This window comes from Exiguobacterium sp. s128, assembly GCF_018618815.1.
Lineage (GTDB): Bacteria > Bacillota > Bacilli > Exiguobacteriales > Exiguobacteriaceae > Exiguobacterium_A > Exiguobacterium_A antarcticum.
Map to the genome: position 1 here is coordinate 67218 of NZ_JACSMT010000002.1, position 24615 is coordinate 91832.

Sequence of the window (24615 nt, forward strand, 5' to 3'; positions counted from 1 at the left end):
GTCTTTATTTTTTTAATACGTACGAGCTGAGCGGATCGACCGTAAGGCTACCAGACACTTTTTTAAGTGTTTTCGTTCCTGCCGTCTTACCATCGACGATCACATGCCATGTCCCTTTTGGTAACGTCATCTTGACCGCTTGACGTTTCGCATTGTGGACGACGTAGAGGTCAGTTTTTTGCTGTGGTGCCTCATCCGCTAACTGATAGGCAACGACCTGTTCCGGTGCGTCGTTGAACGTCAGATAACGTCGGATGTCTTTTGCTGAACCTAAGTGAAGCGCTGGGTTCGCTTTTCGGACTTGGATCAGTCCTTTCATGTAATCGACATCGGCTTGACGATCCATTTTTCGTTTCCAGTCGAGCTGGTTGACGGAGTCCGGTGACTTGTACGAGTTGTGGTCGCCACCTTTTGTCCGCATGAAATCCTGCCCTGCGTGGATGAATGTTGTTCCTTGTGACGTCAGTAAAATACCTGACGCGAGACGGTGCATTTTGGTTTTCGTTGCATCTGTATCCGTCGGGTTCGTTAAGTTCAACTTATCCCATAATGTGTGGTTATCGTGGGCTTCGACATACGTGATCGCTTGACCCGGTTCTGCTGTAAATCCGGTGATGTCTTTGTTGTAGGCGATCTCACCAACGATTCCGCGTTTGATTCGTGTTTCAAGACCCGTCTTGCCGTTGACGAAACCAGCTTCCGTATCTTCAAAGACACTGCCCTTGATCGCATCACGCAAGTTATCGTTGAAATGTGCGATACCCGGCATCTGTTTGGCATTCGTCTGATTGGCCTTGTCCGCTTCCGGGAGTGGTGTGCTTAAACTCCAACCTTCCCCAAAGACGAGGATCGACGGATCAATTTTCGCTGTCGTCCGTTTGACGGCATTCATCGTTTTGACATCATGAATCCCCATCAAATCGAAGCGGAATCCATCCCAACGGTATTCTTTTGCCCAGTAGTCAACCGAATCGACGATCAATTTGTGCATCATCTTCCGTTCAGAAGCCGTATCGTTACCGACACCCGTTCCATTCGCTAAATCGCCGCCTTCTGTGTAGCGGTAGTAATACCCTGGAACGATTTTATCCAAGTTCGAGGCTTTTGCGTCAAACATATGATTGTAGACGACATCCATCACGGCACGTAATCCGTTGTCGTGTAACCCTTGAATCATCTGTTTCATCTCTTTGATCCGGACTTTCGGATCATAGGCATTGGTTGCGTACGAACCTTCTGGTGCATTATAGTTCTTCGGATCATAGCCCCAGTTGTATGTTTTGAGTGGATTTGTCTCATCAACAGAAGCCGTATTGAAATCATACACAGGAATGAACTGGACATGGGTGATTCCGAGTTCTTTTAAGTGATCAAGACCGGTCTTCGTTTTTGTTTTTTTGCCGTCTTTCATCAAACGTGTGCCGGGTTCGACGACGCCAAGATATTTCCCTTTTTGTTTGATGCCTGAATCATACGTAGTCCCCGTGACGTCGAACATCGACAAGTCACGGACATGTGTTTCGTAAATGATGGCATCCGTCGCTTGTTTTAATGGCATTTTTGTTTTCGTCCAACGTTTTGGATCTGTTTCATTTAAATCGACGACAACCCCTTGGTCCCCGTTGACAGCAACAGCCGTCGCATACGGATCAACTGCCCGTGTCGTTTCTTTGGCATGTTTGACTTCATATGTGTACCCTGTTCCGTCAAGGTCTCCTTTGACGGTGACCGTAAAGACACCACGGTCGCCACGGACCATCTTGACTTCACGGACGATATCTTTTGTTGTTGCCGCTTGTTTTTTCGGTAACTTGTACAGCTCGAGTTCAACAGCTTGGGCAGTCGGTGCCCAGACACGGAACGTCGTTTTGCCTTTTTGGTACGAAGTGCCGAGTTTACCGTCATACGCATATTTTTGATCGAAGGCATCGGAACGCAAGATTTTCCCTGCTTCTAAGATTCCTTCGCCAAACACCGGATGTGACACGGTGACGATATTCGCGAGATCAATGTCCGATGCTACCGTGACTTCAAGTGTTTTCGCATCTACCTGTTTCACGACCGGATTGTTAAGACCTTTGAACGTTAATGTTTTCAGATCCTCTGCCGTCATCGGTGAATTCGTTTTGAGCGTCATCTTCTTAAAATCATCGGCTAAAAAGCTTGTGAATTTTGGTGTCCGGTCGATGTCCGGTTTACCGTAATACACGGTCTGATCGCCTTCGATCAGCCAAATGTCTTTTGCTCCCGCGTAATAAAAACGATCCGCGCCGTCTTTTTCCGACCAGCCTTCGATGTGAGGAATGATTCCGACAAGACGTTCCTTTGTCGTGTTCGCCAGTGTGACGTTGGCAACAGCACCAAACTCATCTTGAGCGTCGAATTCAAACCGTTTTCCGTCTTGAGCATTTGGCCATGCCCATACTCCATACTTGTCATAATCATTATCGTAACGGTAATAATGAATATTCGTATTGACGGATTCGACGTCACTACCACCCGTTGGATTGACAGGTGATACCTCTTTACTACCTGACTCGATCCACACTTCTGCGACGCCGTCTTTGATCATGTCTTTTGTGATGAACCGGTCGCTTTCTGAACCAGCATCTTTGTTCCAATCGTCATCCCGGACGATGAAACCAATTTTTTCCGGTTGATCGACTGGAAATTCATAAGCTGCGATCTTTCCATAAGCATCCTCGCCATTAAAAGCGTGTGCCTTATTCGGGAAGTAATCCGGTCCATTGGCCCATAACCAGAGATTCCAATCTTTTTGTGACGTTTTATCCTCTTTATAGTGAATGATGACGAGTGTCGATTTTCCTTTTTCCAGTGCCAAACCGTTTACTGGAAATAAACTAAATATCAGTGCAAACGTTAGCACAACTGCACAGACTGACTTCAATCGATTCATACCGTATCCTCCTTGGTTTTATGTAATCGTTTTCATTTCCATTTTCCATTCGTTCTGCAGTTCTGTCAAAGCTTATTTTAGTCCGCTAAAGAAAATAAGACTTTTGGACCAACAGGAACACTAAAAAAGACTGCACAAAAGGAATGCCCTCTTGCGTCAGTCGTTGACAGTGGTGTCGTTAACTTTTCGTCACTTCATCGATTTCCTGTCTGGCTTCTTGCATCGATTGATCCGAGGCAAAGAAATACCAGACACCATCACTCGCGATGTATCCTTCACCGTCCAGTTTCAACGGTTTTAGACGTTCAAAACCGGTTTGATTTTCTTGCGCCAGTTGAGCCGCCTCTGAAAACGTGATATTCGTACTGAAGTTATTTTTCAGGACACGACTGACTTCTTCTAAATTCGTCAGAACATCAGGACCGGCAAGTTTCATGCCGACTGCCTTTAACACTTGACGTTGACGGATTTGCCGTCCCATGTCCCCAAGCGGATCTTGTTTTCGCATCCGCGCGTATCCACTCGCCTCGAGTCCGTCCAGTTTGATTTTCCCTTCAGCGTAGTCCTTCTGCAGACGTCGATCGTTCCAACTGAAGGCAGCTGGATTGTCAACGGTCACCCCGCCAACCGCATCAACGAGTTCAATCAATCCATCCATATTGATTTTGGCATAGTACGGGACTTTAGTCTCAAACGTCTGCTCGACCGTTTCAATCGTCTCTTCGACCCCGCCATAAGCATACGTGTGATTGATTTTTGTTTTCTCACCGTTTTTAAGCGTCACCTGCATATCACGTGGAATCGAAAGGGAGGTTGCTTGTTTTGTTTTCGGGTTAAACGATAGCAACATGATCGCATCGGCGCGTCCTGGATCGTTCTTTCGTTCATCCACTCCAATCAATAATACATTGACCGGTTGCATCACTTCGAGCGGAAGCTTTTTTTCCCCTTTTAATGGCGTGATGAACGCATCAGCTGTTTGCTGAAATTTTAAAAATGCATATCCTGTCGTCGCACTGATCGTTAAGACAAACAATAACAACACGGCACTCACGATTCGCCAGCCAATCGGCCGTTGCTTTTTTCGTAGACGTGATCTCATGCGGCACCTCCCTTACAATTTCTGCTGATACGTCTTCATCAAGCCAGCGATGTTCGCATTGTGTAAAAAGACGATGGCATCGACGTTTTTTTGCTTCGCGAATTCAGAAGCATCAAAATCTTTAGTGACGTACCGAATATCGACGACTTCCAGATTGGCACTCTTGGCGAGAAATGGGAGGACAGGATTCGCAAACGAGTCCTTGAGGACAAGTAATTTTGGTCCCTTCGTCTTCGATGTCATCGATAAAATGCCGTGGTTGCCGCGCATGAACACTTCATACCGATCGGCATAGTCTCCTTCTTCCTTGATGAACTGCTCATCAATCAAAGGTTGTCCACACGCCTTGTCATAACAGACATCAATTCCCTTGAATTGATTCGCGTCGTAATATTCAATCATGTCTCCTGTGCTCGCATACGCCAGTGTCGTCTTGCGGGCGAGTGAACCAAAGTAAGGATATTCCGACGATCGTTTTGATTCAGGGTCCACTTCAACCTTTTTTAACGTCGGTTCGATTTTCCCGACCGTCCGGATGATTTCACCATAGGCTTGATAGGCGCCGTCTACATTCCAGTGGTGATCTGTCTTAAAGTAATCGGATAACCGTAACGCGTCGAGGGGAATCGATGTGATGCCCGCTTTCGTGAACCCGGCTTGCATCGTTTCGTACCGTTGTTCCGCATTCGAAGCGACATAACTTGGAATGATTCCGTCCCGCTCTGCAATGACGGTTTTCGACGGTGCGAGTGCAAAGAAGACCGGACGGCCAACATCTTGCGTGAACTGTTGAAAGGCGTAAGGGACGACCGGTTGCGCCGCTTGGCTCGGCTCAATCAAGTAACCGTCTTTCGCCGTGTAAATGCCGTTACGAAACGGTTGCCGCAAGACATTTTTAGACAATCCTGCCTGCATCTCAACAAAGGTGCCGCGCAATAGTAATTGGTCCGTGAAATAATTTTCCATCTTCACCATGTCGTCACCCGAAGTAATGCCTTGGACAGTCGGCTCGACGGACTGAGCAAGCGCTCGATTTTCAAGCTGGGAACTGCCCCGGTCTTCCCGAAGGATCGTCCCCACCCCGATCGTCATCAGGATGACGAAAAAACTGATTGTCGTCAGCCACATCATCGTCCGTTCAAAGGAAGAGGACGGTTGACCGACTTCTGTTGGTTTACGTTCGATTGGTTGTGCCATTTCGTCTTCTCCTTTCTAAAAACGGAAATAAATAAAGGGATTGAACGTGCTTGCGACAAGCGCCGATGTCGCGAGAAACAACAAGACCATCGCATAACCATACTGCACTGTCTGTCCAACCTTACCCGCTGACTCGACAAATCGTTCTCCGATCCGCTTTGGAATCGGTGTCGCAGCAAAACAAGCAAGCGTTAAGATGACACCATTTTGGACGAGTTGATAACTGGCGCGGTCATCCCACAACACATCTGGGACGAACATCGCTTGGATGTATGTGATCGCTTCCGGGAACGTTTCTGCCCGGAAAAAGACCCAACCGACTAAGACAAGCACGAGTGTCCAGACGGTCGCGAACACCGGAACCCGTGCCAACAGTTTCCCAAGGAATGCTTTCTCGAGCATGATCCAGATCCCATAGTAGACCCCCCAGGCAACGAACGTCCAGCTTGCACCGTGCCACAGTCCGGTCAGCATCCAGACGATTCCGAGATTACGATACTGCTTCCACGGTGAGACCCGATTTCCGCCAAGTGGAATGTAAACATAGTCCCGGAACCAAGAACCTAACGAAATGTGCCAACGACGCCAAAATTCAGAGACAGATTTTGAGATATAGGGATAGTTAAAGTTCTCAAGAAAATGGAACCCAAACATCAATCCAAGTCCAATCGCCATATCGCTGTATCCGGAAAAATCAAAGTAAATTTGTAAGGCATAGGCGATGATCCCAATCCAGGCGAGTCCCATCGATAAATCCTTCATGTTAAAAATCGTGTCCGCGACCTGTCCACATCCATTGGCTAAAATCAGCTTTTTCGATAAACCGATGATGAAGCGACGGACACCTTGTGCAAATTCCGGCAATGTTTCCTGCCGATGGTTGATTTCGTCCGCAACCGTTTCGTAACGGACAATCGGACCGGCAATCAACTGGGGAAACAAAGCGATATAGAGCGCAAGATCAAGCGGATTTTTTTGGACCTTCCCCGCTTGACGGTACACATCGATGACATAACTCATCGCTTGGAAAGTGAAAAATGAAATCCCAATTGGTAAAACGACTTCCGGGACAAACAAGGACGTTTGGAACGTCTCATTGAGTGACGTAACAAAAAAACCGCTGTACTTAAACCAACCGAGTAAACCAAGGTTGACGGCAATCATACTGAACATGATCCATTTGACACCAATTCGTGTGCGATACGTGTGTACAGCCAACGCAAACAGGTAATTAATCAGAATACTGGTCAGCATCAGCAAAACAAACTTCGGTTCACCCCAGGCATAAAAGAAAAGGCTCGCTACGAGGAGCCAGCCGTTTCGAAACACGCGAGGCAACAAGTGGTAGACAAGCAACACGATTGGTAAGAATAAAAATAAAAAAATCGTCGAACTAAATAACATGATAGGATTCCTCCTGCTTGATCGGAACAAGCCGGTTGACGTGTAGTGCCGTCAACCGAACCCGCATATCCCCTTCAAGTAAAAATTTGAAGGCAATCTTGAAATAATCGGCTCCTTTGATTCGCTTCAGTTGAAGTGAACACGTCGTCGGACCGTCTAAAGTCAGCCATTCGGTTTCTGAGTGCATCCGTTTTTTTTGCCCGTACTGCATCTTGAAGATTTGGATGTCGCACGATTGATTTGCTTCGAGCTCACAGGTGATCGTGATGACATCCGCTTGCTCAAATGCTGCGTCTGCGCGATACAGCTTCGACGGCGGATATTGAAACCCTTGATCAAACAGTTGAATGTACAATTTATCCGTCGGATCCGCCTGTTGAAAATCGAACCAGACACCCTCTGCATTTTCTTCTAGTAGAATTTTTTCTCGATTCCCCTGCGGAAAGAACTGATAGCTTGCCAGTTCAAGTGAGCGAGCAGTCATACCGGTACCTCACTCAAAATCGCATCAACGATCCGCTCTGCCGCATGACCGTCTCCGTATGGATTCGCCGCTTGCGCCATGGCTTCATAGGCGACTTCATCCGTCAGTAACAGATGTCCCGCTGTATAAATGCGTTCCGGATCCGTCCCGACGAGTTTCAACGTTCCCGCTTCGACACCTTCCGGACGTTCCGTCGTCTCGCGTAAGACAAGTACCGGTACGCCAAGCGAAGGCGCTTCTTCTTGAATCCCGCCAGAATCCGTCAAAATCAAGGTCGCACGGGCTGCTAAGTTATGAAAATCAAAGACATCGAGCGGTTCGATCAACCGAATTCGCGGGTGATGTTTCAATTGTTCCGCCGCCTCGAGTACGATTGGATTCGGATGGACCGGATAGATGATTTCGATGTCGGGATGGCTGTCTGCCAATCGTTCGATGGCATCAAAGATACGCGACAACTGGAGATGATTTTCCCGTCGATGGACGGTCAACAAAATCAACTTACGTCCACTTGCTTCGAGATCAGTCAACACAGTATGTGTATAGTCCTGAGAAACCGTCGTTTTTAACGCATCGATGACGGTATTTCCCGTGACGATGATCGGACTTTGTTTATTTTCACGGCGCAGATTTTCCGCTGCTTGCTCGGTCGGCGCAAAATGAAAATCAGCGAGCACGCCTGTCAGTTGACGATTCATCTCTTCCGGGAACGGTGCATACTTCTGATACGTCCGCAATCCGGCTTCGACATGACCTACTGGAATCTGCTGATAAAAGGCCGCCAGCGAAGCAGCGAATGTCGTTGTCGTATCCCCATGGACTAACACCAAATCCGGTTGCTCTTTTTCTAAGACACGACGCATCGCATTTAAAATCCGTGCTGTCATCTCTTCAAGTGTCTGACGTGGTCGCATCAAGTCTAAATCATGGTCTGGAACGATTTGGAACAATTCAAGGACTTGGTCGAGCATCTCCCGGTGTTGTGCCGTGACGACGACAATCGGTTCGACGCCTTCTCGTTTTTCTAACGCTTTGACGACAGGCGCCATCTTGATCGCTTCCGGTCTCGTTCCGAACACTAACATGACTCGTTTCATTCGTTCCATCCCCTATCTATTATTCATGACGACAACTCGATCGTTTCACCGCGTGTCGAACGCTCGATCTCATCACTTCGCCCTGTTCTTTTTTTCGTGACATAATGCGTGGCTTGTTTTTTTGTCAGTTGCTTGTACCAGTATAAATATTTGTTATACTCCGCCATTGTTTCTGCCGTTGGTCCGAACATCCGGACCTCTCCATACTCGAGCCAAAGAATTTTCGTACAAAAACTTTTGACTTGATTTAAGGAATGACTGACAAAAAAGATTGTTTTGCCCTGATCCCGAAACTCTCGCATCTTATCCAGACATTTTTCCGTAAATGTCTGATCACCGACCGATAAGGCTTCATCGATGATGAGGATATCCGGATTGATATTGATGGAAATGGCAAAACCAAGACGTGCCCGCATCCCGCTCGAATACGTCTTGACGGGCTGATCAATGAAGTCGCCGATGTCGGCGAATTCGAGAATGTCCGGTGTGATGGCCTGAATTTGTTTTTTCGTCAGTCCCATCATCAACCCTTTGAGTTCGATGTTGTCCCGTCCGGTCAACTGATTGTTGAGACCACTGGAAATCGCGATCAACGCCGACTTCCCGCCAAGCGTCACACGCCCGTATGTCGGTGGTGTGACGTTTGCGAGCAGATGCGACAAGGTCGACTTCCCACTCCCGTTGATGCCGACCACACCAACGATTTCCCCCTGTTCGACGGAAAACGAGACGTTTTTTAATGCATAAAACGGTTTGCCGCTGACTTTACCGAACAACACTTCTTTTAATTTATCAATCGGTCGGGCATACAAGACATAGCGTTTTGAAACATTTTCGAATACGACGTGACTCATGGTTTTTCCTCCTAGACATAATCAATGAAGTACCGCCGGAATCGTAGATGGACCGCTGCTCCTACTATTAATAAAACGGATGTGATGGTCCAGAAGTAGACACCGTACCAGACGTGATCCAGTAAATATCCCGTTCCAATCAGAGCAGAACGATATCCTTCGATCAAATAAACGAGCGGATTGATCATCAACAAGGTCTTGAATAAACTGTGGTCCGGTGGAATCCACATGATCGGTGTCAAATACATCAACATCCGGATAGCTGACGTCACCATGTTTTGGACATCTCGAATCATCGTCGCCAGTGCCGACAATAACAGTGAGACCGCATACAGGAAGATGACGCCTGCCGGGACGATATACAACAATTCCAACGTATGCCACCCCGGAAAATAACCAAAGGCCATGCCGAGAATGATCGTCAGGACAATCATCGCGAGGTGACGGTAAAATTGTGCCAGGATGACATAGGCCGGTATCGTACTTAGGGGAAAATGCATTTTCGAAACAAGGGCGACCCGCCCGTAAATCGATCGTGAACCGCTTGGAATCGTACTGCCGATGAAGAACCAGGCGATCAATCCACTGACCAACCAAAAGACGAACGGAATCCCGTCGACCGGATTTCCTCCACGGATCCCGAAGCCAAACACGACCCAGTAGACACCAATCTGCAGGAGCGGCGTCATGATTTCCCAAAACCAACCGAGATATTGCATGCTGTATTGACTTTTCGTTTCATAAAGCGAAAGACGAAAGATCAGATAAAAATGATCTTTCAACTCTTTCCCAATTGTGCCAACCCCGTTCATATCGCCTTCGCATCCACTTCCGTCGTTTGATACGTATGCAAGTTGCCGAAGTTCAATACGGTGATGTCTTCAAGCGGCTGGACGATACCTTTTGTATCAAATAAGACCGGTGTCCGCATCTGATTCGCCAGACGTCGGGAATCAAACTGTTTGAATTCGTCATGATCGACGAGTACAAGCGCAAGGTCCGCCCCTTTGATTGCTTCGATTTCATCGACGAGCTCAAAACGTGACGAAATCGAACGTGCGACGTGTGGGTCACAGACTGCTACATCGAGTCCACGGTCAATCAATTGTTCGATCACATCAACAGCCGGACTTTCGCGCATGTCATCGACGTTTCCTTTATATGTGACACCGAACACGGCAATTTTTGGTCGCACGTGCGACGCAACAAGGCGTTCTGCCTGTTCCGCGACGAAGTGCGGCATATTGACGTTCGTTTCCCGTGCCGTATGAATGATCCGCGCAAGGGACGGTGCTTTGGCGACGATGAAGTATGGGTCAACCGCCAGGCAGTGTCCACCGACACCGGGTCCCGGGTGATGTAAATTCACACGTGGATGCATGTTGGCCATCTCAATCACATCCAGGACATTGATCTCAAGCTTATGGCAGACTTGCGTCAATTCGTTCGCTAAGGCGATGTTGACATCACGGAACGTATTTTCCATCAACTTCGACATCTCTGCCGTCTTCGCATCCGTCTTGACGATTTCACCTTGGACAAACGTTTCATAGACGGCCGCACCGGCATCCGCACACGCCGGTGTCAATCCACCGACAATCCGGTTATTGTGAATCAACTCATGTAGGATTTGTCCCGGAAGCACACGTTCCGGACAATGAACGACAAAGACGTCTTTTCCGATGACGAAGCCGGCTGCTTCAATCAACGGACGGACATGATCATCCATCGTCCGCGGTGCGATCGTTGATTCGACGATGAGGACATTCCCTTTTTGAACGTGCGGCAACATGTTCCGAACAGCGGCAAGGACATACTTCAAGTCACATGATTTATAGGTGTCATTTAAATTCGGTGTCGGAACAGCAATCAAAAAGACATCTGCCGGTTCCGGTGTCAACGTTGCCCGAAACTTTCCGTTTGCGACGACACGTTTGATGACGTCCTCGAGTCCCGGTTCTTCGATATGAATGTCTCCCGCATTCAACATCTTGACGATGCGTGGGTCGATGTCGACCCCGACGACGTCCGTTCCGTGATCTGCAAACATGGCTGAAGAAGGTAATCCAATATATCCGAGTCCAATTGTACAAAGTTTCATTTTGTCATTCCTCCATCTAGTTACGAGTTAGTCCTTCACGCCGGCAAAACGCCGGCTGTGTCGTGGCTGTAACTAGACCATAACGACAATTGCTTGTGTTTCCAATGGTTCTAACCATCTCTTAAACCATTCTTCACAGACCTTACATTCAAGACGTTTCCTATCCTTTTTGTAAAGCTTGTAAATAATCGACGAAGATTCTTTTCATTCGTCAAACAAACAACCGAATCCGGTCCATTTCGTTGCTTCCTGTCGTGGATTTGCCTGCATGTTGATTGATTTCCGCCATCTTTCTCGTTCATTCACCTCATCATTTCACGATAGACATGCAACAACCGGCCTTTTTCTTTATCCCAGTTGTATTTCCGGCGCGCCTGCTTTGTCCGTTCTTTCATCGCCTGACGCAAGCCGTCTTCCTCGACGATTTGGTTTACGGCAACAGCAATCGCTTCCGGAGATTCGACGTCAACGAGTAACCCGACGGCTTCCGTCTCGACGACACGACGGATTTCCGGCAAATCTGCCGCAACGACCGGAACGAGTGCTGCCATGTATTCGAATAACTTATTCGAAGAAGCGGAATAATGATTAAAACAAACGTTTTGTAAGACTTGAAAACCGACTGTCGCAGCTGCCGTATAAGTTGGTAATTGATCGAGGGGTACTTTATTCAGAAAATGAATCCGCTCTCGTTCCGGGGATTGCGCCGCTAACTCTTGAAGCCGCGTCTTGATTTTTCCGTCACCAATGAACAGTAACGTCCCGCTTCGGATAAAAGGCATCGCTTCAATCAGTCGTTCGAGCCCCCGTCCTTCCTGGATACCGCCTTGGTACAGCAGGATCGGTTCGTCCTCACTAATACCAAGTTCTTGATGTAACGGTCGTGGGCTGGGTACAAATTCTTGATAGAACGGGTAATTATGGAGAACGGCAGGCCGTTCTCCATACAGTGACGCGTGATAATCGGCTCGTGTCTCATTCTCAACAATCGTTCGATCCACGAAACGTAACAAGTGACGCTCGAATAGACCTTGTCCTTTTCCATAACCTGTCCGGTCTGTCTGGACCTCATGCGAATCGTAGACGATTTTAGCTCCTTTTGCGGAAAAAATTGCCTGTGGTAACGTGTTTAAATCATTTGCGTGCATGATGTCATACGAATGCTTGCGCGCCGCACGTGTCATGCGGACGATTCCGAAGCTGTTGTAAAGCGCGTAGCGGACAAATCGACTTTTCTGCAACACATACAGAATCAATAAGACCGGGATTAGCCAAGGAAATAACAACAGCAATCCTGCGCCGGCCATCAGCGTAATTGGATTACGCTTGCGGATCCGGCGCAGGATGGTTTCAAGTGGTGGCGTCCGGTCGATGCGAAGGATGCGAAACCCTGCCGGATGGTGTTCCATTTTAGGTAAGCTTCCATCATTGAGACAATACAGATCAACGTGGTAATCAGCTTCAGCGAGCGCCGTACATTCCCGTAAGACACGGGCGTCATTCGTAAACGTGTTCCAGACAAACATACCGACTCGTTTCATTTGCTCACCCCTAGTATCTGAAGATCGGTTTGGCGGATCGCCTCAAACAACCGCTCTTGATTTTGCTCCCAGTCAAAATGAGCCTGGACATACCGTACACCCGATTGCCCCATCGCGCTGCGTGCTTGCGGATGTTCCGCCAGATAACGAATATGCTCGACGATTTTTTCGCGACTGCGCTCGCGGGAGACGAACCCTGCACCTGCGTCCTCAATCACTTTTGCAGCGTGTCCCGAGACTGCTCCGACAACCGCACACCCCATCGCCATGTAGTCGATGATCTTACCTGGCGTTACCGTATCAAACGCCGTACTCTCGACTAACGTCGCAAAGGCGATATCACTTTTGGCGAGTTGTTTCAGCGCATCCCATCGTGGCATCGCATTCATGAAATGAATATTCGTCAGTCCACGCTCTAAGACGTGTGCTTCAAATTTTTCCTTGTGATACCCGTATCCGACGACATGGAATTCAATCTGGGCATCTTCTTTTAATTGTTCTGCGACATCGAGCAATAAAAAGACATCCTGCGCCAGCCCGATGTTGCCGGTATAGACGACGCGGACTTGTTCCGACACTTTTCGCCGTTTGATCAACCATTCATTTTCTTCAATCGAATTTGGAATGTAGTGAATCTTCTCCGAGGCGATTCCTTTGCTTTCGATATAGGACCGAAATCCTTCACTGTTGATGACGATTTGATCCGCTTGATGATACATCCATTTTTCGAGCCAGTAGAGCGGTGCTAATAGCAACCGTGATTTCGTGATCCCGACACCGACCAGTGATTCCGGCCATAGGTCGCGAACATCCAGAATCAGTGGTGCTTTTTTAAGGTGTTTGGCGACGACTCCGACCAGTCCCATGAAGATCGACGGTGTCGTCGCATAAATGTAGGCATATTGTTTTTTATCATGACGTACCTCTTGCACAGCTAAGACGAACTGTTCAATGAATAAGTGAAGTCTGCGCCATAAATTCGTCGTCGCCCGAAGATCACGTGGCTGAATCCGCGTGATTTTGGCAGCATCTAAGCTCGGCTCATCCCAGAACATTGCATCTGTATACAATTCAGCCGTCGGATAGAGCGGTTCCGACGTCAAGACATGGACCTCACTGCCTTGTTGCTCCATCCGTTTGAAGATATTTTTCATCCGGTTCGCAGCACTGCCGATTTCCGGATAAAAATTTTGACAAATCATCAGGACGTTCATCGTCTCCGGCCCCGTCGTTTCTTTACGTTTCGTCTGAATTTCCAGTAACGGATGACGATTTTTCCGAGCTTTGAATTTGCGAGTGACCGGTATTTTGATTTCCATTCTGCATTCGCCTCCAAGACATCCAGATTCGACACAAGTGCCCCTTCGTATCGTGCGAGCACCAACTGATACTGTTGTGTCAACAACTCAATCGCTTCTTCTTTCTCCATGATGTGTTGGGCGAGTTGATCTCGCTCTGATATCAACTCCGTATGTTCCAGCTCGATCTCCGCTTGTTTTTGTTGCTTCTGTTCCCATTTTTTATTGAGTTGCTTCAAGCGGACGATTTCCGTGAGATGTAACCGTTCGACCGCTTCGAATGCTGTTTCGAGCCAGCTGACTTCTTGTTCCGTGACGGTGCGCGAGTATTGTTTTTCCGGGTGAAGCGTCAACGTCACACCCAACCATTTATCGATGCGTTCCAATTGTTCAATCGTCCCGTACGGTGTTAATTGTTCCAACAGATGCTGTAAATAGTACGTCCGTTTATGATCGGCATAATCGTTTACGCCGAACGGAACCGTCACGACAAGCCGACCACCGGGTTTTAAGAAGGAACAGGCTTTTTCCACAAACCGTTCCGGTTCCCCGATATGTTCTAAAACCTCGGTCATCAAGACCGTATCGAATCGTTGAGACGTTTGGAATGTCATCAGATTGGCCTCTTCCAAATGAATCAATTCTTGAACGGAATGTGCCTCTTCCCTTAATGCCGCCGTCGCTTCCACGATTGCTTCCGGCGAGACATCGATACCGACAACTTGCTTCCCTTCACGTCCGAGCAGAATCGGGACCAATCCACCGGAACAACCGATATCGAGAATTTGATTGCCTTTTGTTTCCCGAATGATCCAGTGGACCCGCGAACGGACTTTTTTGCCGAATGCGACACCGAGTTGATCATAATAGGCGGCCCGAATTTCATCTTTCGGTCGCATCATCTGTTTTGTCTGCATCATCTGACCTCCTCCAGTAATAATGTTTGAATCGCATCCGTCCGTTTCATGTCCGCCAACTCAACGAATTGACGAATCAGCGGGTTCGTTAAGTTCATTGGTTCGTAAAAAGCAACAATCATTCGCAGTAACGCGACACTAGGAGCAAAATCCTTATCACTGCAATACCGTAGCTTCACTAAATACCAATGCTCAAAGAAATGTTCAAAACGTGTCGCCTTATAGGCATCGAGCACACCGTAACGGGCAAATTTTTCTGCCCGTGCCTTTTCCCGGACGACACTCCGTTCGAAGAAACGAACCGTCAACGAGTTGACGGTCGAACCGGCAACCGCGGCATAGTAATAATGGATGACACGATTAACAAGCAAGACACGGTTTGCGTGCAGCATCATCTCTTGGAAAAACAGTGAATCTTGTCCGACGGCTCCGACGACCTGTTCCAGTTGATGTTCCTGCAGAAAACGGCGGTTGACGACCAACGCCTGGATACTTTGGACGGCAAATCGGTGTTCTAACAAATAGGCTTTCGGTTGATCACATACTGTCCGCCCTTGTTTACGGATCTTCGGCAACGCGATGATACTCGTTTTTTCTGCCAACTTCTTCATATGTCCCACGGCAAAGTCGAGTGTCTGATCTTGATCCAACTCGGCTAACAATTCGGCATACCGATCACTTAAGACCTCATTGTCGGGATCAAGGAAAGCAATCCGTTCCGAGCGGGCCAGTTCGACCCCTTTATTTCGCGGACGCGAGGCACTGCCGCTTCCGCCTGTCGGAAACAGGTAGGTCACGACATTCCCATGACGTCGTGCCAGACGATCGATCGCTTGACGGGTAAATCGATCCGTCGATCCATCATCCACTAAGATGATTTCCGCCTCCTCAAACCGATCCATCCGTTTGAGGCTGGCAAAACATTTATACGTCAGATACTTTCCATTGTTAAAGATAGGGACGACGACAGATAAAACAGGTGATTCTATGACAGCTGTACCGCCACCTTCGTTCCACTCGAGCGCATCCAGGAATAAGGTCGCTCCCTCAATCTTTCCTTCGGTGAACTGTTCATACGGAAATGCCTCACGCCAAATCATGGCGTTCACCGTCGAACCCGCGGCTTCCCGGATCACGAAATGAGCTTCGTCAGTATACGTTTTGCGGGTGATCGACACATCGCTGTATTTGAACCCGTTCACCAAGTCTTCCAAATAGTACTCTCCGTACGATTCCGCACCGTCGAGCACAGTCACGAGATCCGCTGCGGCATAAAGCGCTCCGGTCAAGTCTTCTTCGCGGCAGATTACATCAGCTGTGATTGATTGACGTGTCAACATCTGTTCCAGTTCCGGCGTCGCATTGCGCAGGATGACGAGGAGTGTCCGCTTTACCGGCGGCATCTCCAGCTGGAGAAGTCGCGTCAATTGATCGATCCGGTCATAGACCGTGTGCGACGACATGACGGAACGAATCCCTTCCGCCCGGAGCCGATCAATCTCGCCTTGTGTCGTCCGTTCGAGAATCGCCTGCACCTCTCGGTGGTCATGGATGGTAAAGACGTTCGGGAAATCATTATTGACGGCGATACTGTAGTTCGACAAAATCAGATTGCCGAGTGCTTGCGATTCATAGACCCGACGCGCACACATCGTTTTGCTGTACTTGATACTGTTTAGATTCAACACCCAGTCATAACATTTGCTGACCTGTTGCAACGCATCATAGGGAATCGCCGGAGCAACACGCGAGACGTAACGTTCCGGAAAATGATAGTCCGGTAAATTTAACTGGTAGTTGCGGTCAACGATATCGAGTGTGTGATTGGAACGTAAAACACCATCAAATAGCATCTCGGTATCCTTGACACGTTCCGGGTACTTCGCCATCCAGCTGCCGGCAAACAGAACATGTTTTTTGCGGCTTCGTGTCGCTCCAATCGGATTGTGGATGATTGGATTGACACCAAACGATGTCGCTTCAATCCGATCATGTCCACAGAGTACTTGGTATTCCGGAATCATCGCCTCGTCTGACGTTAAGATATAGTCGGCTGCTTTCGCCAAATCACTGAACCGGTCAAAGTTGCTTGGATCCTCCGTCGACTGGAAGACAACCGGAATTCCTTTTGCCTTCACCTGCTTCATCATGTCGAGCAGACGCTGCCGTTTTTTAGAGGTTGGTGTCGCAACCCCTTTCCAATCCTCACCGTTTAAACCCTTCCAGGACGTAACGACGAGAAACAGATCAATCGGTTTCTCAAAGACGTCCGTAAACGTTGCCGGATTGACATAATGTAAATGTAACGCGTCCTGATAATAGGCATGCATGAACTCTGAACAAACAATCGCCACCTCAAGCGGACGGCGTTCGTAATAACGCGAGCCACCCGTCACGGGGATTTCCTCATACGCAATCTCCTTCAGCAACTCCCTGTTGCTTTCTTGGTGATAACGCTTCGTTTTTGATTCAAGTGGTGATGACTTAGGACGAACCGTTGTTTTCATCCGTAAGACCTCGAGCTGTTTCAATCCCTCGACTGAAGCACGTTTTGCCGCCGGTGCCGATTGGATTCGTTTCTGTTCGGTCCGCACCCAGTTTAATTGTTCAATAATGCTTTTTTTCCACTTTTGTTCACTCACGCGTATACACCCTTCCTTCATTCATCTCTGTTTCAGTCTACGAGACCAGTTCAAAGAGGACTTAAAGGTCGTGCAAGGTTTTTGTAAAGACTTGGTGAAGCAACTGGCCTGTTTCCTTACATTTGTCATCAAATGAGGATGCGATTGTGTGGAGTCGAGTTTGTTCGTGTCTTGTTTTGCCACAAAACATCAATCTCATCAAACTGTCTGTTTCGTTTTTAGAATCCATATTTCGGGTACATATAAAAATATCGAAGACAAGGGGGATGAACATTCATGACGGATAAAAAACAAGACTTGCCAAACGAAACAGCGGATGTCGGCTTACACCCGGATCCAGAACCAGCAAAAACATCTGATCCAGGGATCAAACCGGCAGAAACACAGCATCCGGATCCAGACGTCGAAGAATTAAAGACAAATCCTGCTGATCAATAAATCAGACCAAAAAAAGGTTTTGCTCTCCAGTCAGGAAAGCAAAACCTTTTTGACGTATTCTTATAACTTGACTAACAATTTTCCGGTATTCGAACCGTCAAACAGACCAAGAAATGCGTCTGGGACTTGATCAAAGCCTTCAAAAATCGTTTCTTCGTACTTCAACTCCCCATTGCTGACCCACTGACCAAGTTGTTCCGCCGCTTCTTTAAAACGTTTGCCGTAATCCCCGACCAGGAAACCTTGCATCCGTGCGCGGGCAATGATCAGTTTTGATTGAACACGTGGACCGACATTCTCTTTTTCATTGTATCCGGAAATTGCTCCACAGACCGGGACACGGGCAAATGGATTCAGACGATCGAGAACCGCATCACCAATTTCACCGCCGACATTTTCAAAGTAGACATCGATTCCGTCCGGACATGTCCGGTCCAATGCTTCTCCGATTTGCTCGGTTTTATAATTGATGACTTCATCAAATCCAAGTTCATCCTTAAGATATTGAATCTTTTCAGCACTGCCGGCAATCCCGACGACCCGTGCCCCTTTGATTTTAGCGATTTGACCGACAATCGAGCCGACTGCGCCTGCCGCTGCTGAAACCACTACCGTTTCCCCGGGTTGTGGGTTACCGATATCAAGCAAGCCGAAATAAGCGGTCATGCCTGTCATGCCGAGCACACCAAGTGCCGTCGAGACAGGAGCCAGTGTCGCATCGATCTTACGGACGTGTTTCGCATCGACGACTTTTTTCGTCGCCCAATCGAGCATCCCGACGACGATATCATCAACTGCGAGAAGATCACTTTTGGATTCGATGACCCGCGCGACGACTCCACCTTGAATCGGTGCACCGAGTTCAAAGGGTTGCGAGTAGGAACGGGCATCATTCATCCGCCCACGCATATACGGATCGACTGAGATATAAAGCGTTTCTAACAGGACTTGACCGGTTTTCAGTGGGTTCAATTCAATTGATTCATACCGGAACGTCTCCCGTGTCGGACGTCCGTCTGGTCTGTTCGCTAATACGATTTGTTGTTCTGACATAACTATTACCTCCCCGATTTTTTACCTCTTCACTCTAGCAGTCCTATTCTGGAAGTGCGAATACTTTGCTTTTCTTTTTTCAGAAAATTCCATTTTCCTCTTGACGTACTGCAAGGTCTTTCGTATGATTAATCACAATTCATCGCTTTTATACTGTTATGCATAAAAGCAATACATTAAGGAGTGGATTTTCATCAACACGACCATGAAACGGTTTGACCGGCAATTCGGTGTACACGTATTGAACGGTCTCAGTATCGGTATTTTAGTTGCTCTTATTCCCGGGGCATTGCTGGGCGAACTTGCCAAAGCCTTGCTTCCTTACTTTTCTCCCGCACAACATATCATCGACTCGACGGCTCTCGCGATGCGGTTGTTGCCGATGGTGATCGGTGTCGCCGTTGCGATGCAGTTTAAGACAACACCGATTGAAACGACCTCGATTGGTCTTGCGACCGTCGTGGGGTCCGGAGTCGCGAGCCGCACCGAGACGGCTGGTTATTTATTTGTCGGAACGGGGGATGTCATCAATGCCGGATTGACGGCAGCCATCGCGACAGCACTCGTTTTATGGATTGGCAATCGTTTTAAGACATACACCGTACTCGTCATTCCGACCTTGATCATCGTCGGTGCAGGTGGAATTGGCGTCCTTACTTATCCGTTCGTCACTAAAATCACAGCCGGCATCGGTCAATTGATAACACAATTCACCATCCTCCAACCGATCTGGATGGGAATCGCCTTGGCTGTCAGCTTTTCTGTCCTGATTGTTTCCCCGCTTTCGACAGTCGGTATCGCAACAGCAATTAGTCTGTCTGGTGTTGCAGCAGGTGCTGCTAATCTTGGTGTCTGTGCGGCTGGGTTCGGGCTCGCTATCGCCGGCTGGCAAGCTAATTCACGAGGGACTTCGATTGCTCATTTTTTAGGATCTCCCAAAATCCAAATGGCGAACTTCATTCGAAATCCGCTCATGATTGTTCCTGTCATCTGCAGTGCAGCTGTTCTCGGTGGGTTAGCCGGATGGCTTGGTATCCAAGGAACTCCGTTCAGTGCCGGCTTCGGCATGTCTGGTCTGATTGGTCCCATCAACGCCTTACACTTGATGGCAGGTGGTTGGACCTGGGTGAATGTTATTCTCGTTTTCGGATTATTCATCGTCCTACCGATTGTCCTTTGTCTGCTGTTCCACCAACTCTTTCGCCGCTTCCGGCCGTGGACGAATCCGGAACAGTATCGGTTAGATTTCGATTGATACGAAAAAGAAGCAGCTCGCTGACGCGGCTGCTTCTTGTTTGTTAGACATATTTCAAGAGATCGGCTGGTGTATCCAGTTGATAATCAGCCGTTTTCCATTCTTCTTCCGTCCCAAATCCGAAATGGCAAATCGCAACAGGCATATGTTCGAGTCGTGCTGCTTCGACGTCAGAAGAACGATCGCCGACCATCACATATTCGACATCCCCAAACTCTTCGCGGTGTGCAGCTAGGATATCAGCTTTTTGTTTCCCATTGACGGACTCTAAACATTTGGGACTCGTGAAATATGAACGAATCGATTGACTATCGAGGACTAGATTTAAATAGTGGACACCACAGTTACTCGCTGTCGATACGATATGTCCTCGTTTTGTCAGTTCAGCTAACAGATCCCGGATTCCGTCAAATAAAATTTTTTGTCCAACCATCGTCTGTTCCAAATGATGGTGGCGTTTTTTCCGAATCGCCCGAATGTCTTCCTCTGATGCATCTGGAATTGCCTGACGCCAAAAGGCACTCCCCGCTAATCCGTAACTCGATTGCACACTCTCTTTTGAAGGTTTGACGAGATGTGGCATATCGTCCATCGCCAAATGAATCGCTTCGGTCATTTGAGTTGTCGAATCAATCAGCGTACCGTCAATATCAAATAAAATCACTGCCATAGGAACACTCCTCTATTTTTTTAATACCTCTTGTTTTTTCATTAACGTTTTTTTCCGGAAATACAGGTACCCCGCTCCGAACACAACAAGACCAATCAACCAAGGTATGTAGTGGTGCAGGTCATGTTGTCGTCCCATCATACCGTGTCCCAGTTTTTTTCCGCCCCAGATAAAAAAGACCGACCAGGCAAAAAAAGAAATCGTCGTCGCAATCGTAAACGTCAACCGTGAGACACCCGTTAATCCTGCTCCAATCGCAAATCCCATCCGCCACATCGGTGACAACAAGAGGATGAAGCGCCCCCGTGTATCCATTTGGCGTTGAAATTGGTTCATCTTCGTTTCAGAAATCCGAAACCACTTAAACACACGTGTCAGCAGGCGGTCACTTCCGAGCCGTCCAATCGTAAAAAAGATGTTTTGACTGATCACAAAACTGATGACCGCGACAATTAACATGATGATCAGGTTAAATTCAGTCGTATGAACAAGATAACCCGCGTAGGCAAGTGGGACTTCACTCGGTAAAAAGGGAAACATCAACGTCAACATCATCCCGAAATAGCCATATGATTCAACCCATGAGTGCCAAGCCATCACATACCTCCTTCCCTCGAAAACTTTTTCTGTCTTTAGTGTAACGAACTTTTCAGGTAGCGTACAGAAATCACGTTTTTTCACGACAAAAAAGCCCATTGCTGACTCATAGTCAACAACAGGCTGAACATGCTCAATAGGCGTCTTCACTTTGGAGTGGTTGTGTGCGTGCTTTTTGTTGCTCGTCCTGCCAATCACTAAAGCGTGTCAATTCCTCAAAGACGGTTTTCGTCACGAATAAGATAAGCGCGATGTCATCCGCGAATCCAAATCCAAGGACGAAGTCTGGAATGAGGTCAATCGGCGACACGAGATAAATCAATGCACCGATTACTTTCAAAATCGTCGTCCGACGAATGTTTCGATATTCGCCTGATTGATAAGCCCGGACCATATCAATCAATAAACGGACTGGAGAAAACACGACTGATAAACTTGAGTTTTTATTTATTTTATCAGTTGCTCGTCTTAGCATGGAATTGGTCTTTTTCGGTTGATTGATATACGACTTAGCTTCATTTGCGTATTTTTCTTGTTCTGTCTCGAGCTTTTGATTTGATAAATCCATCAAAAAATCCCCCATTCACATAATAGTAAAGTCAGCTATTGCTTATGTTCCCTAAAGGTGATGTTCATAATCCTCTCACCTTGTCTTCAGTAGGTTTTAATCGATTCATTTTCGGCTATTTGAATAAAGCAAGTCTACTTAGATATATGATCTCATCCTAGGAGTGATTCAGATGAACCATGTCAACCATACCGTCATCATTACCGGTGCCGCTAACGGCATTGGAGCAACACTTGCCAAAACCTATGCAAAAGAAGGAGCAACAGTCATTTTAGCAGACATCGACCAAATGACAGGTGATGATCTTGCATCAGAAATCGAAGCAGATGGTGGAACGGCTTATTTTTATCATCTAGATGTCCAGGATGAACAGGATGTCGATCTATTGATCGATAAGGCCATCGAACATACAGGGCGCATCGATGTCGTCATTAACAATGCGGGCATCATCGTCCGAAAACCTCTCCTTGAACTATCACTCGATGAATGGGATCGGGTTCAACACACGAATCTTCGCAGTATCTTTTTGACGACAAAAGCCGCAGCTCCTTATCTGAAGAAGAATTCAGCTGGGGGTCGGATTGTCAACCTGGCTTCGACCCGCGCCTTCATGTCCGAACCGGATACGGAATCTTATGCCGCTACGAAAGGTGGTATCGTTGCCTTGACACATGCGCTTGCCGTTTCCTTAGGACCGGACCGGATTTTCGTCAATGCGATTGCTCCCGGTTGGATTGAGACTGGTAATTATCATGAACTATCACCAGAAGATCATAGCCAACACCCGGCTGGTCGGGTCGGAAAACCGGAAGATGTCGCACGAGCGGCCCTGTTTTTAACAGATCCGGAAAATGACTTTTTAACAGGTGAGACGTTGGTCCTCGATGGTGGAATGACACGAAAGATGATTTACGAAGAGTGAATCGGATTTAGTAACCTTTTTCCAACGGACTTAAACCTTTTTTAATGCCCTTTTCTTAATGTTACAAAAACATATCAGGTCCTCATGAAAAGTGAATGTCTTCATTCACTTTTTTGTGTTGTTCATCTTTTCCTTTCTTCAAGCGGTTTTCTTTAACTGTTGTCACTATAACTTAATCGCTCCTGATAAAAAATATCACCTCCTGATAATTCCCATATAATATTTTTAATGAAACTGTAACGATGATTGGAGACATTTCTTGTTAGAGTAGAACAGGTATCATTTCAAAACATGTACAACATCCAGAAAGGAATGAACGGTCTACCTATGAAATCCTCTTTAAAGCAAACGCTTGGTCTTTCACTCATGACGATGACACTACTCTTCAGCCCGCTGGTGCATCCAGTTGGGGCAACGAGTTCTTATAAAGAAAAACAACAACAGCATACACAACAACAATCGAAACAAAAAAAAGCGCTCTCCAAGAAAAAAACACAATTATCACGAGCACAACAAAAGGTCTATGCACTCGATCAGCAGATTAATGGATTGACATTGCAGGTCGTCGAGAATCAACAAAAAATGAATCACAACCGTAAACAGATCAATCAATTGGAAAAAAAAATCCGTACCTTAAAAGAAAAGATCAACAAACAAGAAAAAATGTTAGGCGATCGCTTAGCCGTCCGACAATCCAAAGCAGACGATGATCCGTTACTCGAAGCCGTCTTTGGTGCTAAGGATGTCGGCGATATGATCAGTCGATTCCATGCTTTTAACACGATTGCCGAAAGCGATGCTTCTTTGTTAAAAGATTACGAACAAAACAAACATCAATTGGCACTTGCTCAAAAAGACTTGAAGCAGACGCGGATGGATTTGATCGATGATCGGATACTGCTAAAAAAGAAACAACGTGAACTCAAAGCCGAAAAAATCAAACGGACAGCGTTACTCAGTCGATTAAAAACAGAAAAACGGTCGATCGAAACAAACATCTTGAGCTTACAGGATGCCGCCGCACAATTAAAAGCCCAAGAAGCTGCTGCCCGTGCCGCAAGAGCAGCCGAAAAACAAGCTGCTTCCATCACGAAAACAAGTACAAAAGTGCTCTCAAAAGCAAAAGGTAAATTCATCAAACCGGCAACTGGTTCCATCTCCCAAGGCATGGGTGCCGCGAGTGGAGGTAATGGATACGCTTATCATAACGGGATTGATTTAGCCGGTCCCGTTAATTCCCCCATCATCGCCTCGGCGAACGGGACTGTCATTCAGGCAAGCTCTGGTGGTCCTTACGGCAACCATGTTTACTTGTCGCACAGCATTGGCGGAAAAACCTATACGACGGTCTATGCACATATGAACGCGTTGAACGTAAAAGCAGGACAACAGGTCAAACAAGGCCAACAAATCGGAAAACTGGGCAGTACCGGAAACTCGACAGGTCCCCATCTTCATTTTGAAATTCATGATGGCGGTTATCAATATAATGCCAATGGTCGGACGAACGAACTGAATCCAAGTGACTTTTTCTAACAGTTGATGCAAAAACCCTCAC

21 protein-coding genes are annotated in these 24615 nt (G+C 47.3%); 4 read left to right on the forward strand and 17 right to left on the reverse strand.

Going from position 1 to position 24615, the window contains the following annotated elements:
- Positions 1–4: 4 nt before the first annotated feature.
- The 13 genes from pulA to KNQ13_RS16180 all read right to left on the reverse strand — a co-directional run bounded on the left by pulA (position 5) and on the right by KNQ13_RS16180 (position 17554).
- Positions 5–2917, reverse strand: coding sequence for a type I pullulanase (gene pulA, locus KNQ13_RS01440; protein WP_026831021.1), 2913 nt, complete (start codon positions 2915–2917; stop codon positions 5–7).
- Between the two features lie 178 nt (positions 2918–3095).
- Positions 3096–4019, reverse strand: coding sequence for an LCP family protein (locus tag KNQ13_RS01445; RefSeq protein WP_209547901.1), 924 nt, complete (start codon positions 4017–4019; stop codon positions 3096–3098).
- A 12-nt stretch (positions 4020–4031) separates the two neighbouring features.
- Complete coding sequence (locus tag KNQ13_RS01450; RefSeq protein WP_209547900.1) at positions 4032–5216, reverse strand: DHHW family protein; 1185 nt, start codon at positions 5214–5216, stop codon at positions 4032–4034.
- A gap of 15 nt (positions 5217–5231) precedes the next feature.
- Complete coding sequence (locus tag KNQ13_RS01455) at positions 5232–6620, reverse strand: MBOAT family O-acyltransferase (protein ID WP_026831020.1); 1389 nt, start codon at positions 6618–6620, stop codon at positions 5232–5234.
- Positions 6610–7104 carry a hypothetical protein gene (locus tag KNQ13_RS01460; protein ID WP_014969794.1) on the reverse strand — a complete coding sequence of 165 codons (495 nt, stop codon included), beginning with the start codon at positions 7102–7104 and terminating at the stop codon, positions 6610–6612. Before KNQ13_RS01460 ends, KNQ13_RS01455 begins: the two co-directional genes overlap by 11 nt.
- Positions 7101–8210, reverse strand: a complete 1110-nt coding sequence (gene wecB / locus KNQ13_RS01465; protein ID WP_026831019.1) for a non-hydrolyzing UDP-N-acetylglucosamine 2-epimerase — start codon at positions 8208–8210, stop codon at positions 7101–7103. Before wecB ends, KNQ13_RS01460 begins: the two co-directional genes overlap by 4 nt.
- 14 nt (positions 8211–8224) lie before the next feature.
- Positions 8225–9055: a teichoic acids export ABC transporter ATP-binding subunit TagH gene (tagH, locus tag KNQ13_RS01470; RefSeq protein ID WP_014969792.1), complete on the reverse strand. Its 831-nt coding sequence runs from the start codon at positions 9053–9055 to the stop codon at positions 8225–8227.
- Between the two features lie 11 nt (positions 9056–9066).
- Complete coding sequence (locus KNQ13_RS01475; protein WP_026831018.1) at positions 9067–9867, reverse strand: ABC transporter permease; 801 nt, start codon at positions 9865–9867, stop codon at positions 9067–9069.
- A complete protein-coding gene (locus KNQ13_RS01480; RefSeq protein ID WP_026831017.1) occupies positions 9864–11156 on the reverse strand; it encodes a nucleotide sugar dehydrogenase in 1293 nt (430 codons plus the stop codon). The genes KNQ13_RS01475 and KNQ13_RS01480 overlap by 4 nt, the downstream gene beginning before the upstream one ends.
- Before the next feature lie 302 nt (positions 11157–11458).
- The gene (locus tag KNQ13_RS01485; RefSeq protein WP_026831016.1) at positions 11459–12697 is read right to left on the reverse strand and encodes a glycosyltransferase; all 1239 of its coding nucleotides are present in this window, start codon (positions 12695–12697) and stop codon (positions 11459–11461) included.
- Positions 12694–14016 carry a glycosyltransferase family 4 protein gene (locus KNQ13_RS01490; RefSeq protein ID WP_236624410.1) on the reverse strand — a complete coding sequence of 441 codons (1323 nt, stop codon included), beginning with the start codon at positions 14014–14016 and terminating at the stop codon, positions 12694–12696. Before KNQ13_RS01490 ends, KNQ13_RS01485 begins: the two co-directional genes overlap by 4 nt.
- The gene (locus tag KNQ13_RS01495; protein WP_026831015.1) at positions 13908–14915 is read right to left on the reverse strand and encodes a class I SAM-dependent methyltransferase; all 1008 of its coding nucleotides are present in this window, start codon (positions 14913–14915) and stop codon (positions 13908–13910) included. Before KNQ13_RS01495 ends, KNQ13_RS01490 begins: the two co-directional genes overlap by 109 nt.
- Positions 14912–17554, reverse strand: a complete 2643-nt coding sequence (locus KNQ13_RS16180) for a glycosyltransferase (RefSeq protein ID WP_209547899.1) — start codon at positions 17552–17554, stop codon at positions 14912–14914. The genes KNQ13_RS01495 and KNQ13_RS16180 overlap by 4 nt, the downstream gene beginning before the upstream one ends.
- A 276-nt stretch (positions 17555–17830) precedes the next feature.
- Between KNQ13_RS16180 and KNQ13_RS01505 the strand changes: the two genes are divergently transcribed.
- A complete protein-coding gene (locus KNQ13_RS01505; protein ID WP_014969785.1) occupies positions 17831–17992 on the forward strand; it encodes a hypothetical protein in 162 nt (53 codons plus the stop codon).
- Positions 17993–18052: 60 nt separating this feature from the next.
- On the opposite strand, the gene KNQ13_RS01510 is transcribed toward KNQ13_RS01505, so the two are convergent.
- A complete protein-coding gene (locus tag KNQ13_RS01510; protein WP_236624429.1) occupies positions 18053–19051 on the reverse strand; it encodes an NADP-dependent oxidoreductase in 999 nt (332 codons plus the stop codon).
- 199 nt (positions 19052–19250) lie between these two features.
- Between KNQ13_RS01510 and KNQ13_RS01515 the strand changes: the two genes are divergently transcribed.
- Complete coding sequence (locus KNQ13_RS01515) at positions 19251–20300, forward strand: PTS sugar transporter subunit IIC (protein ID WP_014969783.1); 1050 nt, start codon at positions 19251–19253, stop codon at positions 20298–20300.
- A gap of 43 nt (positions 20301–20343) precedes the next feature.
- On the opposite strand, the gene KNQ13_RS01520 is transcribed toward KNQ13_RS01515, so the two are convergent.
- From KNQ13_RS01520 to KNQ13_RS01530, 3 genes are all read right to left on the reverse strand, one after another.
- Entirely contained in the window at positions 20344–20970 is a 627-nt protein-coding gene (locus tag KNQ13_RS01520) for an HAD family hydrolase (protein ID WP_014969782.1), read from the reverse strand.
- Positions 20971–20982: 12 nt separating this feature from the next.
- The gene (locus KNQ13_RS01525; RefSeq protein ID WP_014969781.1) at positions 20983–21567 is read right to left on the reverse strand and encodes a DedA family protein; all 585 of its coding nucleotides are present in this window, start codon (positions 21565–21567) and stop codon (positions 20983–20985) included.
- A gap of 133 nt (positions 21568–21700) precedes the next feature.
- Complete coding sequence (locus KNQ13_RS01530) at positions 21701–22135, reverse strand: YkvA family protein (RefSeq protein WP_026831011.1); 435 nt, start codon at positions 22133–22135, stop codon at positions 21701–21703.
- Positions 22136–22307: 172 nt separating this feature from the next.
- On the opposite strand from KNQ13_RS01530, the gene KNQ13_RS01535 reads away from it, so the two are divergent.
- Entirely contained in the window at positions 22308–23057 is a 750-nt protein-coding gene (locus tag KNQ13_RS01535; RefSeq protein ID WP_014969779.1) for an SDR family NAD(P)-dependent oxidoreductase, read from the forward strand.
- 327 nt (positions 23058–23384) lie between these two features.
- Entirely contained in the window at positions 23385–24593 is a 1209-nt protein-coding gene (locus KNQ13_RS01540) for a murein hydrolase activator EnvC family protein (RefSeq protein ID WP_034774534.1), read from the forward strand.
- The last annotated feature ends 22 nt before the right edge of the window (positions 24594–24615 follow it).